This is a genomic window from Micromonospora sp. R311 (assembly GCF_056780015.1).
The window spans coordinates 68,554-82,337 of the sequence record NZ_JBSWCE010000012.1 but is presented as its reverse complement, the minus strand read 5'-3'; the positions used below and the strand labels follow the sequence as shown (position 1 = coordinate 82,337).

10 protein-coding genes are annotated in these 13,784 nt (G+C 71.9%); 6 read left to right on the top strand and 4 right to left on the bottom strand.

The features are described from left to right. Positions 1–20 precede the first annotated feature (20 nt). Positions 21–533: a potassium channel family protein gene (locus AC1WTP_RS12665; protein ID WP_481649421.1), complete on the top strand. Its 513-nt coding sequence runs from the start codon at positions 21–23 to the stop codon at positions 531–533. Here the strand turns inward: AC1WTP_RS12665 and AC1WTP_RS12660 are convergent. Next, positions 460–2,022: an alpha/beta hydrolase gene (locus AC1WTP_RS12660; protein WP_481649500.1), complete on the bottom strand. Its 1,563-nt coding sequence runs from the start codon at positions 2,020–2,022 to the stop codon at positions 460–462. The genes AC1WTP_RS12665 and AC1WTP_RS12660 overlap by 74 nt on opposite strands. Positions 2,023–2,076: 54 nt before the next feature. Next, on the bottom strand, positions 2,077–3,189 hold the full coding sequence (locus tag AC1WTP_RS12655) for an ATP-dependent DNA ligase (protein WP_481649420.1): 1,113 nt from the start codon (positions 3,187–3,189) through the stop codon (positions 2,077–2,079). Positions 3,190–3,325: 136 nt separating this feature from the next. Here AC1WTP_RS12655 and AC1WTP_RS12650 point away from each other — a divergent pair, with 136 nt between their 5' ends. Further along, the gene (locus tag AC1WTP_RS12650) at positions 3,326–3,538 is read left to right on the top strand and encodes a hypothetical protein (protein ID WP_447135412.1); all 213 of its coding nucleotides are present in this window, start codon (positions 3,326–3,328) and stop codon (positions 3,536–3,538) included. A 79-nt stretch (positions 3,539–3,617) separates the two neighbouring features. Here the strand turns inward: AC1WTP_RS12650 and AC1WTP_RS12645 are convergent, their stop codons facing one another. Continuing rightward, a complete protein-coding gene (locus tag AC1WTP_RS12645; protein ID WP_481649419.1) occupies positions 3,618–5,231 on the bottom strand; it encodes a hypothetical protein in 1,614 nt (537 codons plus the stop codon). 121 nt (positions 5,232–5,352) lie between these two features. Here AC1WTP_RS12645 and AC1WTP_RS12640 point away from each other — a divergent pair, with 121 nt between their 5' ends. Beyond that, positions 5,353–5,856, top strand: a complete 504-nt coding sequence (locus tag AC1WTP_RS12640) for a DUF1990 family protein (RefSeq protein ID WP_481649418.1) — start codon at positions 5,353–5,355, stop codon at positions 5,854–5,856. Positions 5,857–5,923: 67 nt separating this feature from the next. Here AC1WTP_RS12640 and AC1WTP_RS12635 read toward each other — a convergent pair whose 3' ends face one another. Then, positions 5,924–6,841, bottom strand: a complete 918-nt coding sequence (locus tag AC1WTP_RS12635; protein ID WP_481649417.1) for a DNA-3-methyladenine glycosylase family protein — start codon at positions 6,839–6,841, stop codon at positions 5,924–5,926. A gap of 508 nt (positions 6,842–7,349) precedes the next feature. Here AC1WTP_RS12635 and AC1WTP_RS12630 point away from each other — a divergent pair. Genes AC1WTP_RS12630 through AC1WTP_RS12620 form a run of 3 tightly spaced genes read left to right on the top strand, consistent with a single transcriptional unit; the run spans position 7,350 to position 13,780 of the window. Beyond that, entirely contained in the window at positions 7,350–9,167 is a 1,818-nt protein-coding gene (locus AC1WTP_RS12630) for a stealth family protein (RefSeq protein ID WP_481649416.1), read from the top strand. A 58-nt stretch (positions 9,168–9,225) separates the two neighbouring features. After that, positions 9,226–11,955 (top strand): bifunctional glycosyltransferase/CDP-glycerol:glycerophosphate glycerophosphotransferase, encoded by a 2,730-nt coding sequence (locus AC1WTP_RS12625; protein WP_481649415.1) that lies wholly within the window; start codon positions 9,226–9,228, stop codon positions 11,953–11,955. A 58-nt stretch (positions 11,956–12,013) separates the two neighbouring features. Next, the gene (locus AC1WTP_RS12620) at positions 12,014–13,780 is read left to right on the top strand and encodes a stealth family protein (protein WP_481649414.1); all 1,767 of its coding nucleotides are present in this window, start codon (positions 12,014–12,016) and stop codon (positions 13,778–13,780) included. Positions 13,781–13,784 lie beyond the last annotated feature (4 nt).

Sequence of the window (13,784 nt, the reverse complement as noted above, 5' to 3'; positions counted from 1 at the left end):
ACCGGGCAGCATGATGCGGCATGGACGTCCTGCTGCTGCCGTTCCGGTGGATCTACCGGGGACTGATCTGGTTCGCCAACTCACCCCGGACGCTGATCACCTCGTACCTCCTGATGATCGTGGTGGCCGGGATCATCTACGGCGAGGTGGAGAACCGCAGCCCCGCCGACGCCGTCTGGTGGGCGGTGGTGACCGCCTCCACCGTCGGGTACGGGGACATCTCGCCCACCACCTGGGCCGGCCGCACCCTCGCCGCGCTGCTCATCTCCACCATGGTGCTGCTGGTCATCCCGCTGATCACCGCGCACTTCGCCAGCCGGCTCATCGTCGACGACGACGCTTTCGAGCACGACGAGCAGGAGCAGCTCAAGGCCGACGTCCGCCGGATGAAGGCGCTGCTGGAGGAGATCGCCATCCGCAACGGCATCGAGCTGCCGGACCTGCCGCCGGAGCGGCCGGTCAGCGGGCCGGGCAGCGCAGCCCCACCCTGGGAACGGTCAGGTCGATCAGATAGGCGTCGACGGCATCGGTGATGCAGGAGGTCTGCGGATAGGCGGTGTGCCCCTCGCCCTCCCAGGTCAGCACCCGGCCCACGCCGAGCATCGCGGCGAGCGCGCCGGTCTGCTCGTACGGGGTCGCCGGGTCGCCGGTGGTGCCCACCACCACGATCGGCGGGGCGCCGTCGGCCCGGCCCGTCGGGTAGGGGTCGCGGCCCCCCGGCCACTCGGTGCAGGAGAGCATGCCGACGGCGAGCGCCGGACCGAACAGCGGATACTTCTCCCGCCACTGCGACTGCAGCTGGCGGATCCGCTCCCGGCTCGGCTTCTCCTCCTCGTCGGCGCAGTTCACCGCCAGGTTGGCGTCGAAGAGGTTCGAGTAGTGCCCGTCCTCCTCCCGGCCGGCGTACGCGTCGGCGAGGCGGAACACCTGCTCCGGGTCGCCGCCCTCCAGCCGCTCGACCGCCCGGGCCAGTTCCTGCCACCCGGCCTCGGTGTAGAGCGAGGAGATGACCGCGTAGAAGACCCAGCCCGGGGTGGCCTCCCGGCCGTCGTCGCCGCGCACCGGGGAGACCCGGGCCTTGTCGATCGCCGAGGTGACCGCGGCCCGGGCGTCCGGGGCGATCGGGCAGCGGCCGGCGTTGGCGGCGCACCACCGGGCGAAGTTGTCGAAGGCCCGCTCGAAGCCCTTGGCCTGGCTCTCCGAGCCGGCGATCAGGCCCATCTTCGGGTCGACCGCGCCGTCCAGCACCAGGGCGCGCACCCGCTGCGGGTAGAGCTGCGCGTACGTGGCGCCGAGCAGGGTGCCGTAGGAATAGCCGAGGTAGGTGAGCTTGTCGTCGCCGACCGCGGCGCGCACCGCGTCCATGTCCCGGGCGGCCTGCTCGGTGCCGTAGAGCGGAAGCTGGTCGCCGTAGCGTTCGCCGCAGCCGCGCCCGATCCGCTGGCTGAGCGCGACGAAGCCGTCGAACGCCGGCTGGCTCTCCGGATCCGGGTCGTAGCCGAAGCTGGCGTCCAGGTCGGCGTCGGAGATGCACTTCACCGGGCTGGACCGGGACACCCCGCGCGGGTCGAAGCCGACGATGTCGAAGCGGTCGGTCACCGCGGCCGGCAGCCCGCCGAACGCCGGGCCGAAGGAGAGGTAGACGGCGGTGTCCACGCCGGAACCGCCCGGCCCGCCCGGGTTGATCACCAGCGAGCCGATCCGGTCGCGCTGCTTGCTGGAACGGGCCCGCAGCAGCGCGATCTCGAAGGTCTCGCCGGCGCCCGGCCCGGCGGTGGCCCCGGCGCCGGTGCCCCAGTTGCGAGGCACCTGGATCCGGGCGCACTCGTAGCGCATGTCGGGTGCGCCCCGGCCGACCAGGTCCTCGGCGACCTCCGGGCAGGCCCGCCAGGTCGGCGCGGCGCCCGGCGCGGCGGCCTCGCCGTCGGTCTCCGCCCGGGGCGCGAGCGCCGGGAGGGTGCAGCCGGCGGCGATCAGCGCGGCGCCGGCCAGCCCGGCCAGGGTGAGCCGGAACCGGCGGATCCGGTCGGAAGTGCGGGTCACGAGCGGGCCTCCGTGGTCGGGTCGACGGCCAGGCTACGCCGGCCCCGTGGCGGGCCCGACGGTCGCCGCCGGGTCACCGCGGAGCACCTGGTCCACGTCGAACCGGACCGGGCGGTCGAGCTGGTCGTAGCCGCAGGAGCGGGGGTCGCGGTCGGGCCGCCAGCGGGCGAACTGGGCGGTGTGCCGGAACCGGTCGCCCTCCATCGCGTCGTAGCCCACCTCGACCACCAGCTCGGGGCGCAGCGGCTCCCACTCGAGGTTCTTGGTGCCGGTCCACCGGCTCACCCCGCCCGGGATGCGTTGACCCCGCTCGTGGTCGCCGTGCACCCACGGGTGCTCGGCGCCGGCGTCCCGGTAGGGCGCCAGCTCGTCCAGCAGCTCGGCCCGCCGGGCCATGGTGAACGACGCGCACACCCCGACGTGGTGCAGCACACCGGCCTCGTCGTAGAGGCCGAGCAGCAGCGAGCCGACCACCGGACCGGACTTGTGCCAGCGGAAGCCGGCCACCACCACGTCGGCCGTACGGGCGTGCTTGACCTTGAACATCAGCCGCTTGCCCGGCTCGTAGGGCAGGTCGGCCGGCTTGACGATCAGCCCGTCCAGCCCGGCGCCCTCGAAGACGTCGAACCAGCGGTGCGCGGTCTCCGGGTCGGTGGTGATCTGGGTGACGTGCACCGGCGGGCGCACCCGGGCCAGCGCCGACTCCAGCCGGGCCCGGCGCTGCGGGTAGGGCTGGTCGAGCAGCGTCTCGTCGTCGATCGCCAGCAGGTCGAACGCGACGAAGTCGGCCGGCGTGGTCTCGGCCAGCAGCTTCACCCGGGACGCGGCCGGGTGGATGCGCTGGGCCAGCAGCTCGAAGTCGAGCCGGGCCTGCCCGCCCGGGCCGTCGCGGCGGATCACGATCAGCTCGCCGTCGACCGCGCACCGCTCGGGCAGCTGCCGCCGGGCCTGCTCGACCACCTCGGGGAAGTAGCGGGTCATCATCTTGCCGCCCCGGCTGGCCAGCTCGACCTCGTCGCCGTCGCGGAAGATGATGCACCGGAAGCCGTCCCACTTCGGCTCGTAGGTCGTGCCGGGTGCGGTGGGGATCTTCGGGACGCTCTTGGCCAGCATCGGCTCGACCGGCGGATTGATCGGCAGCTCCACGGCGACCAGTCAACCAGACGGCACCGACAACAGTGAGGCGGATCACCGCCGGTCGGTGGGTGGCGTGTCCGCCGCCGTCCCGCTTCCGCCCCGCCGGCCGGATCAGATAACCGCAGCTCAGAGCTACTTTCGCGGGGTGTCCGAGTGGGTCTGCGGGTGTTGTGGGCGCTGGCGGGTCACCGTCGAGCTGATCCGGGGCCGGTACCGCTACCGGCTGGTGCACCGCTACCCCGAGCAGTTCGGCGGTGGCAAGAACGTGCTGGGCGAGGTCGGCTCGGTGGCCGAGCTGGCGGAGCTGCTGCGCCGGCGTACCCCCCTCGACCTGGCCGACCTGCGCGAGGCCGCCTGAGCCCGCGCCGGATCACCCGCGCCGGCGCCTTGATCGCGCCGGCCCCACGCCCCGGGCAGGGGGTGGGGCCGGCGGGCGATCACCCCTCGGTCACCGTGAGGGTGAGCGGACCGCCCGGCATGGGCTGGCCCCCCGGGCCGTAGGTGGTGCGCAACCTGCTGGCGTCGTCCAGCGTGAAGCCGTAGGTGTACTCGCCGGGGGCGATGCCCCACGGCAGGTACCCGTGGATCGTCAGCCGCCCGTCCGGGCCCACGCCGATGCCGCCGGACTGCTGGGCGACGACGGTGCCGTCGGCCGCGTAGAGGTACAGCGAGTAGCCGTTGACCGGGGCGATCGGCGCGGTGACCGTCATGGTGATCACCGGGGTGGTGCTCGGCGCCGCGCTGCTGGCCACCGTGGTCGGGGTGAGCGTCACGTCGCTGGCCGTCGGCGGGGTGGTGTTGGCCAGCTGGTTGATGGTCAGCTTCGGGTCCGGCGCGCCGTACCGGCTGCCGTAGAGGGCGAGAGCGCCGGCGTTGTCACTCACCGCGATGCCGGTGACGGTGCATTTCGTGGTGCGGCTGTACACCCGCACCGGCACGGTCACCGAGCCGTCGGCGCGGATCGCCGGGGTGGTCGAGGTCTGCCCGCAGCCGTACGTGTCGAAGTCCACCAGGATCTCCCGCACGCCGTCCCGGGCACCGCTGACGGTCATGCTGAGCTCGGCCTGGACGGTGCTGGTCCAGTTGTTCACCGGGTTCGGGGTGATCGCGAAATCGGTCGCGGCGAGCTGGTCGTTCGAGGTGACGGTGATCGGCTCCAGGCCGTGTCCGGTCACCACGCCCCGGTTGCCGGCGTTGTCGGTCAGCGCCAGCTCGGTCACCCGCCAGGTGCCGGACGCCGCGCCGGCCGGGATGCGCACCTCGACCGTGCAGCTGGGCGAGTTGATGTGGTGAGCGGAATACGACCCGCAGCGCGGGTCGGGGCGGTGGAAGACGGCCTCGAACCCGCCGGTGGCGGTCTGGCCGCCGGGCCCGGTGAGGGTCATGCCGCCCTTCCAGAAGCCGGACTCCCAGTCGGCGACCGTGACGTCGTAGCGGAGGACCGCCTCGTGGCCCTTCACGTAGGCAAAGGGTCGGGAGTCGCTGATCGGCTCCAGGTAGGCGTAGCTCAGCGACGGCGGCGTGGAGTCCGCGAGCGTCCTGGCGCTCAGCTTGCCGTCGTACCCGTCCTCCAGCGCCGCCCGGTCGAGCGCCACCGCGCCGCCACGGTCGTCGTGCGCCTCGAAGCGGGTGACCAGCCAGCGGGCGGAGGTGCCGGCCGCGTGGCGCGGCACCACGAAGTCGTACACGTACGTCGACCGCTGCGGGGTACCTGACACCCAGCGGGCCTTGGCGTACCAGGTCTCGTTGAACCGGAAGTCGATCTCGTACGTCTGGCCGACGTAGCTGCCGGAGGTGGCACCGGCCTGCTGGAGCAGGACCGTGCCGGACATGTCCTGAGCGGCCTCGTCGTCGTTCCGGACGGTGAAGCGCAGCGGCACGACCGCGTCGTCGCCGGAGGCGTCGACGTGACCGGGGGAGAACTCGAGGGCCTGCAGGCGGAGCGAGCCGGACGCGGCGGTGGCCGGGGTCGCGGCGACGCCCACGGTGGCCACCGACGCGACGACCGCGAGGACCGCACGCGCCAGCACGCCGAGCGATGAGGATGGCATGCAGGCTGTATAGCAGCTGGGCACCGAACTGGTTGTCCCGTGCCGCGCCGGTGGTCCGCACCTGAGCCGGGGCACCCGGTCGTACCCTGGGCGGTGTTGCCGTCGAGCCTGGGGGTGCGCCGTGCCGGCACTGACCTACCCGCACGTCGGCGCCACCCGCGACGGCGAGCTGCCGCCCGGCTGGCGGCACGTCCGGCACCGGGTCCGCCTGCCGGACGGCTGCTTCGCCGCCGCCGGTGCGGCCGTGCTCGGCTGGCGGCTGCACCGGGCCGCCGGGATCCGGATGGACACCGCCGCCGCCCGGGCCGAGCCCGGGGTGCGGGTCGTCTCCCGGCTGGGCGTCGGCCCGCTGCGGCTGGCCGCGCCGTGCCAGGTGGTCTGGGCGGTCGACGACGGGCACCGGGCCGGTTTCGGGTACGGCACGCTGCCCGGGCACCCGGCGCGGGGCGAGGAGGCGTTCGTGGTCAGCCGCGACCCGGCCGGCCGGGTCTGGTTCGAGGTGGTGGCGTTCAGCCGCCCCGCCCGGTGGGTCATGCGCGCGGCCGGTCCGGCCGGCCGACTCTTCCAGCACGGGTACGCCTGGTGGCTGGGCCGCACCCTGCGCCGGCTCTGCGCCCGCCGCTGACGCGGCCCGGCCGCCCGGTCGGTGTCCTGCCCCGCCTCGCGCACCCGGCCACGGCCGGCCCCGAGGCTCAGAACCGGGCGAAGGAGCGGATCGGGGCGCGCGGCCCGAACTTCGGTGCCTGGACGCCGGCGGCCTCCAGCAGCACGCAGACCCGGCCCCGGTGGCCGCGGAACGGCTCCAGCAGGGTCAGCATCCGGGCGTCGTCGGCGCGCGGCTCGCCGGCGAGCGCCCAGGCGACCGTGTTGGGGATGTGGTAGTCGCCGACGCTGACCGCGTCCGGGTCGCCGTACGCCACCCGGACCACCTCGGCGGCGGTCCACGGGCCGATGCCGGCGATCGCGGTCAGCCGGCGGGTGGCCTCGGCGGCGTCGGCGCACCGCTGCAACCGGTCGGCGGCGGCCGCCGCCCGGCGGAGCGTCTCGGCCCGGCGCTGCTCCACCCCGAACGGGTGGAACACCCAGTACGGCGTGGCCGCCACGGCGGCCGGGTCCGGCGGCAGCAGCAGCTGGACCGGCCCCGGAGCGGCCTCGGCGAAGTGTCGCACCGTCGCCGCGTACGCCCGGTAGGCCTCCTTGCCGGTCACCTTCTGCTCGAAGACCGCCCGCAGCAGCCGGGGGAAGACCAGGCCGGTGGCCGGCATCCGCAGCCCCCGGTGCTGCGCCGCCAGCCGGGCCACCACCGGGTGGCTCGCGGCGAGCGCGGCGAAGCCGGTGAGGTCGTCGCGCAGCCCGGCCACCGCGTCCGCGCGGTCCACCACCCAGTCGGCGCCCGGGCCGTACCCCTCGGCTACCAGTTCGCCGGCGGCCGGGCGCAGGGCCAGGGTTGCCGGTCCGGCCGGGGTGCGGGTGGCCCACCAGAAGGCGCCGCCCGCGATCCGGGCGCAGGGATCGTACGGGCTGAAGGTCAGCGCCCGCACCGACGCGGCCAGCCGGTAGCCGGCCGGCGGGCGTAGCTCCCGGTGGGCGGTCGGCTCGGTCCCGGTCATCCCGTCACTGTGCCAGAACGGTTGTCCCGCGAGGGGGACGGTGACCCGGCGAGTGACCCGCCGGACATCGGCGCTGAGGCCGAACTCCATCAGCCGAACTGGCAGTCCTCGGTCCGTCGGACTGGTGGAATGTTTTCAACAAGGCGGACTAAAACCCATAAACGATGGTATATCGGTGCCGGCCAAATGCGCTTTCCGGTGGCCAACCGATAGTCCGCAGGTGGACGCCCTGCTACGGTCTCGACCGTCGCCCCTCATCGAGATGCTCCGTCCTCCGGCGCCGCGGCCCGGGCCGGAGTCGGGACTCTCCGTCCACCGTGACGTCGCAGCCCGCTCTCCGAGTGGTCCGCGGGGTGGCGACAACGGGGATGTACGGAGGAAGGGCGATCAGTGAAGCCTGCTCGTTTGACGTGTGGACGAGTGTCGCGTCCGGTCCCGTCGGCTCTGTTCGACCGGCGCTGAGCGTGGGCACCGCTGAAGTGGCCCTCCGATCGGGACGGCCGGAAGCGTGATCGCCCTGCGGATCTACCGCCTGCTCCCGCCCCCGGTGCGGCGCCGGCTGGTCCAACTGCTCCCCGCGCACCGGCGGATCGGCCTGGTGCGCACCTTCGTCCGCCCGCCCGGCGGTGACACGGTGCACCCCGTCGGATCGCGGGTGACGGTCGACGACGGTGGCGTGCGTACCCGCGCCGAGGTGGTCGCCGCGGCCACGCCGCTGGAGATGTGGCACCGGAACCTGACGGCCGTCACGGCGGCCCTCGACGCGGCCGGCATCCGGTACCACTGCCTGCGCAACGACGACCACCTGCGCAGCACGGTTGCGGTCGTCGCCGACCAGCGTGACGCTGTCCGTCGCTCGCTCCAGTCGGCGCCGACGCTGTCGGGGGCCCAGGTCCGCACCGTCGAGGTGCAGCCGGGTCGGCATCAGCCGGACCTGGCTCCGACCCAGGTGTTCCAGGTGTGGTTCCCGGTGACCGACGCCCGGGCGGGCGTGGTGCTGGGTTCCCGGTTCGCCTGCGAGATCGAGTTCTGGACGCGCGACGGCGACGTCGTCCGCGCGCCCCGGCACAACGCGGTGATCGACGAGACGCCGGTCGAGCCGGAGCCGGTACGCGTCGCGGCGGCGCTGCTCAGCCACTTCGTGCCCGAGGCGGACGACCACACCTACGGCACCCGCCGCGACCTCGCCGTCCGGGCCTTCGACCGGGTGGGCTTCCCCATCGACGCCGTCTACACCTGGGTGGACGGGTCGGACCCGGAGTGGCTCGAGCGGAAGGGAGCGGCGCTGAGCGGCGCCGACGGTTCGCTGCACGCCGTGGCGGCGAACTCGTCGCGCTACCACAACCGCGACGAGCTGCGGTACTCGATGCGGTCGCTGCACAGCTTCGCGCCGTGGCTGCGGCGTATCTTCCTGGTCACCGACAGTCAGCTCCCGAGCTGGCTCGACCCGCACCACCCGATGGTCACCATCGTCTCGCACGCCGAGCTCTTCGCCGACCTCGGCGGGCGGTCGTCGTTCAACTCGCACGCCATCGAGTCCCGGTTGCACCGCATCGAGGGCCTGGCCGAGCACTTCCTCTACCTGAACGATGACGTCTTCCTGGGGCGGCCGCTGCTGCCGACCCATTTCTTCCACGCCAACGGGATCGCCAAGTTCTTCCCCTCGGCGGCCCAGTTCGGGCTGGGCGACGCGAAGCCCGGCGACCTGCCGGTGAACGCCGCCGGCAAGAACAACCGCCGGCACATTCAACGGCACTTCGGCGTGACCATCACACAGAAGATGAAGCACACCCCGTTCGCGCTGCGACGTAGCATCATGCACCAGATCGAGGCGGTGCTGCAGGCGGACGTGACGGAAACCGCCCGGCACCGGTTCCGCCACCACGGCGACCTGTCCATCCCGTCGTCCCTGCACCAGTACTGGGCGTACCTGACCGGGCAGGCTGTGCCGGGTGACATCGAGTACGAGTACGCCGACCTCGGTCATCCGTCGACCCCCGCCCGGCTCGCCGAACTGCTGGCCCGACGCCACCGCGACGTCTTCTGCCTCAACGACACCGACTCGGACCCGCGCTCGATGGCGGAGCAGGAGCGCATGCTCGCCGGCTTCCTGCCGCGCTATCTGCCCTTCCCCGCGCCCTTCGAGTTGCCCGACGACGTGGTGGCGGAGCGCCGCAAGCTCGGTGCCACCGCCCTGTGGCGCAGGTCCTACCGGCCCATTCCGGGCGCCCGCCGGGCCGCCCCCATCGACGCGCCGACCCTGCCGAACAATCTGCTGAACACGGTCACCGACTTCAAGGCCGTGCTGCGTCAGTCGGACGGCTGAGCGACGCCCGCGCCGGACAGCCCATGAATCCCCCGTACCCTCGCCCAGTGGAGCCATTGTGGTAGGCCCTGCCCCCCAGGTCACGATCATCGTCCCGGTCTACAACGTCGCGGATTACCTGCCCGAGACTCTCGCGTCGATCGCCGCGCAGACCGTCTTTGCGCAGTGCCACGTCATCCTCGTTGACGACGGGAGCACCGACGGCTCCGACCTGCTGGCCAAGCAGTTCGCCGCGGAACATCCGAACGTCACCGCGATCCAGCAGGAGAACAGCGGCCCGGGCGCCGCCCGTAACCGGGCACTGGACATGGCCGACACCCCGTACGTGGCGTTCGTCGACTCGGACGACCTCCTGCCGCCGCGCGCCACCGAACTGCTGCTCAAGGCGATCGTGAAGCACGAGGCGAGTGTCGCCGTCGGCGACATGGACACCTTCCCGAAGCCCACCTCCTTCCTGTGGAAGAAGCCCTTTGGCAAGGGGGACCGGCTCCTGGAGACAGTGGTCGATGCGCCGGAGCTCATCTTCGACGCCGGGCCGTGCCACAAGCTCTACGACCTCGCCCAGCTTCGCGCACATGGCCTGCGGTTCCGGGAAGGGGTCCACTTCGAGGACGCCTTCCTAGCGATCCCGATGCTGCTGAAGGCGGAGCGGATCGCTCTGGTGGACGAGGTGGTCTACCAGTACCGCAAGCGGGACGAGGCCAGCTCCATCATGGACAACCTGTTCGTCCGGGAGCAGAACTTCTGGGACCACCTGGACCTCTGCGAGACCCTGGCGAATCTCCGTCCCGAGCTGGACGTGTTCCGCCGCGAGGTACTGGAGCGGTTCCTGGTCCGCAGCTACCAGGGCTTCGCGATGCGTGCGCACGGGGTGTTCGAGGAGACGGACCTGTGGAAGATCTTCGAGAAGTGCACCCGGATCTACCAGGACATCGACCCCTCCTTCATCGCCCGGTGGACGCTGGACACCCGGCACCGGGTGGCGTACCTGGCCTTCAAGTCCTACGACTTCGAGTTGTTCGCGCGGCCCTGGCAGCGCCTGCAGGGGGTTCTCGCCTGCGGTGGTGAGCTGTACCTCGACTACCCGGTTACGCCGGCGCTGCTGCCGCTGACTCGCGTGACCGGTGTGGGGGCCCGCATCGAACAGACGAGACTCATGCCCTCGGGGGACACGCTCAAGATCTCCGGGCACATCGTGATCAACGGTCTGCCGATGCGCAGCCCGATGCGCACACCCATGGGGCTGCGGGTGCGGGGCAGCGGCCTGACGGTGCCGGCCGATCAGGAACGACGGGCCGACCTGAGGGCCGGTGACGACAACCGTGAGTGGGCCGGATTCTCCGCGGAGATCCCGGTGAGCAAGCTGCGCAACGGCCAACACAGCCTCCGACTCGTGTTCCTGACCGAGACCGGCCAGGCGTCCCGACAGTGTCTGATCTCCGCAGCCTTCCTACGCGACGCGACCATGAAGCTGGCCGGCGACACCCGGATCCTACCCACCTTCACCGGACGGGAGAACGCGGCGCTGCTCGTCCAGCGTCAATCCGGGGGGGCCGGCCGGCGTACCTGGCGGAAGAAAATGGTGCGCAAGGACCTGCGGCACATCGCCTCGCGGGCTCCATTCTGGAAGCAGCGCCTGCTCCGCCTGGCCACCGCTCCGCTAATGGGCAGGCGGGACATCTGGCTGATCGGTGAACGCAAGGACACTGCCCAAGACAACTCCGCTCACCTGTTCCGCCACCTGCGGCAGGTGGAGCGCCGGTGGAACGTCTACTACCTGCTGGCGAAGGACAGCCCGGACCGTCAGCGGCTGCGGGGCTTGGGCAACGTCGTCACCTACGACTCGTTCCGGCACAAGTTCCTGATGCTGCACGCCACGAAGCTGATCAACTCGTACGACATCGACGCCTACATGCTGCCGACGAAGTGGGAGCGCTCGCCCTTCCTGAAGCACCTGAACTGGCGGATCGCCCCGTCCCGAGTCTTCCTCCAGCACGGCGTCACCGAGAAGGACGTCAGCGCGGGCCTGCACCGTGGCCGGGGTGCCTTCGACCTCTTTGTGGCCTCGTCCCACCGTGAGGCGGAGTACGTGTCGACGGATCTCGACTACGGCGACATGGTGAAGACCACGGGCATGCCACGGTTCGACGCGCTGGTCCCCGATCGGGGTCGGCGGCGCATCCTGTTCATGCCCACCTGGCGCACGTATCTCGTGACCCCGTCGTACAACAAGGCGGCCCGACCCCGGGTCGCCTTCCAAGGATCCGCCTACCAGGTCTTCCTGTCGGAGCTGTTCGGCAGTGAGCGGCTGCGGCAGGCCCTGCGCGCGCACGGTTACGTGCTGGAGTTCCTTCCGCACTACGAGATGCGCTCGCTGTTGACCGACGTCGTACCGGCCGACGACTGCTTCGCCATGGCCGACCAGACGACCCGGACCGTGCAGGACGCCCTGCGCCAGTGCGACCTGTTCATCACCGACTACTCCTCCACCGCGTTCGACGTCGCGTATCTCGGGACGCCGCTGATCTACACCCAGTTCGACGCCGAGGAGTTCTTCACCATCGGTGGTTACAAGAAGGGTTACTTCGAGGCGAGGGAGGACGGATTCGGTCCGGTGGCCGAGACCGCGGAGGAGACGGTCGACGCGATCATCCGCTACCTGGAGAACGGGTGCGTCCGCGAGGAGGAGTATTCGCGCCGGGCGGCCGACTTCTTCGCCGTGCAGGACCGGAACAACTGCCAGCGGGTGGCCGCCGCCATCGCGGCGCTGCCGGGGCCGCAGCGATGAGTCGGGCGAGGCGTTCCGGCGCCAGGCCGACCGCCGTGCGCCGGACGGTGGGACTGGGATGACTGACGGGAAGCCGACCTCGTCCGAGACATCGCGGGCCCTGGCGGAGCCGTCGGCGCTCGTCGACGTCTACCGCCGGGTGCTGAGCCCGCAGGCCCGCCGCGCCATCGCGAAGAAGGTCAGTCCACGAACCCGGCACCAGTTGAAGCAGTGGATCGCCCGGACGACCCAGGACAACCAGCCGGGGGGCCGTCGGGGCGAGCGGCTGGCCCGCCGGCAGCCGGAGCTGCTGGCCGGCGGTGACCGGGCGGTGATCACCGTCGACCGGGCTCCCCGAATCGCCCGGGTCGCCGCAGACGTCACGCCGCTGAGGGCCAGGACCGAGAACCTCGCGGCGGTGACGGCAGCGCTCGAGGAAGCCGGGGTCGAGTACTTCCGCGTCCGCGGCAGGTCTCAACGGTCTTCCGTGGTCGCGGTCGACGCTGCGGACCGCGACCGGGTGTACGCCGCGCTCACCGCCGCCTGCGGTCGGGCCCCGGGCTACGTCACCGTGCCGCGGGCCAGCGGTGAGCGGCCCCCGGCCCCCGGGTTCGAGCCGAAGGTCTGGGAGCGCCTCGCGGACGCCCCGGTGCTCCGGCTGACCTGGTACTGGACGGATCCGCGGCATCGTCTGGTGCTGGGCCAGGCGTACGGGTGCGAGGTGGAGTTCTGGACCCGGCGGGGAGAGACTCTGCTCGCGCCCCGGCGCAACCCGGTGGCGGAGGAGGTCGAGGCGTCGGCGCCGGCGGTTCTCGCGTCTGAATCGCTGTTCACCGGGCTGGTGCCGGCCACCGCCGCCCCGACCGCCCGGACCCGGCAGGAGTTCGCCGGGCGGCGCCCGGACGACGTCGATTTCCCGATCGACGTCGTCTACACCTGGGTGGACGGCACCGACCCCGACTGGCTGCGGCGGCGCGCCGCGGCGACGGGAGTTCCGTACCACGCCGAGGCGGCGAGCGCCGCGCGCTTCCTCAGCCGCGACGAGCTGCGCTACTCGCTGCGGTCGCTGCACCTGTTCGCGCCCTGGGTGCGCCACGTCTACCTGGTGACCGACGACCAGGTGCCGCCCTGGCTGGACCAGTCCGCCCTCGGCATCCGGGTGGTGAGCCACCGGGAGATCTTCGCCGACCCGTCGGTGCTGCCGACCTACAACTCGCACGCCATCGAGAGCCAGCTGCACCACATCGAAGGGCTCTCCGAGCACTTCCTCTACTTCAACGACGACGTCTTCCTCGGCACCGAGGTCCTGCCCCGGGACTTCTTCCTGGCCAACGGCATCTCCCGGTTCTTCCCGTCGCCGGCGCTGGTGCCGCCCGGGCTTCCCAGCGCCGAGGACATTCCCTCGTCGGCGGCCGGGAAGAACAACCGGGTTCTGATCGCCGAGCGCTTCGGCACCGTGCTCACCCAGAAGATGAAGCACATGCCCCACGCTTTGCGGCGCAGCGTGCTGTACGAGATCGAGGCGACGTTCCCGGTCGAGCACCGGCGGACCGCCGGGCAGCGCTTCCGCGGCATGACGGACATCTCGATCGCCTCGTCGCTGCACCACTACTACGCGTTTCACACCGGCCGGGCGGTGCCGGGGGACCTGGAATACACCATCGCGGAGCTGTCGCATCCGGACACGCCCGCCCGGCTGGCGCACCTGCTGGCCCGCCGGGACCGCCACGTCTTCTGCCTGAACGATGCGTTCTCCACCGAGGAGGACCTGGCCAACCAGATCAAGGTTCTCACTCCCTTCCTGGACACGTACTTCCCGGTGCCCAGCCCATGGGAAACGGCCTGACACA

What these genes read in the sequence shown, in the direction of transcription:
- AC1WTP_RS12665 (WP_481649421.1), top strand. Translation starts at nt 21, where the DNA reads ATGGACGTCCTGCTGCTGCCGTTCCGGTGGATCTACCGGGGACTGATC.
- AC1WTP_RS12645 (WP_481649419.1), bottom strand. Translation starts at nt 5,231, where the DNA reads ATGCCATCCTCATCGCTCGGCGTGCTGGCGCGTGCGGTCCTCGCGGTC.
- AC1WTP_RS12635 (WP_481649417.1), bottom strand. Translation starts at nt 6,841, where the DNA reads ATGACCGGGACCGAGCCGACCGCCCACCGGGAGCTACGCCCGCCGGCC.
- AC1WTP_RS12620 (WP_481649414.1), top strand. Translation starts at nt 12,014, where the DNA reads ATGACTGACGGGAAGCCGACCTCGTCCGAGACATCGCGGGCCCTGGCG.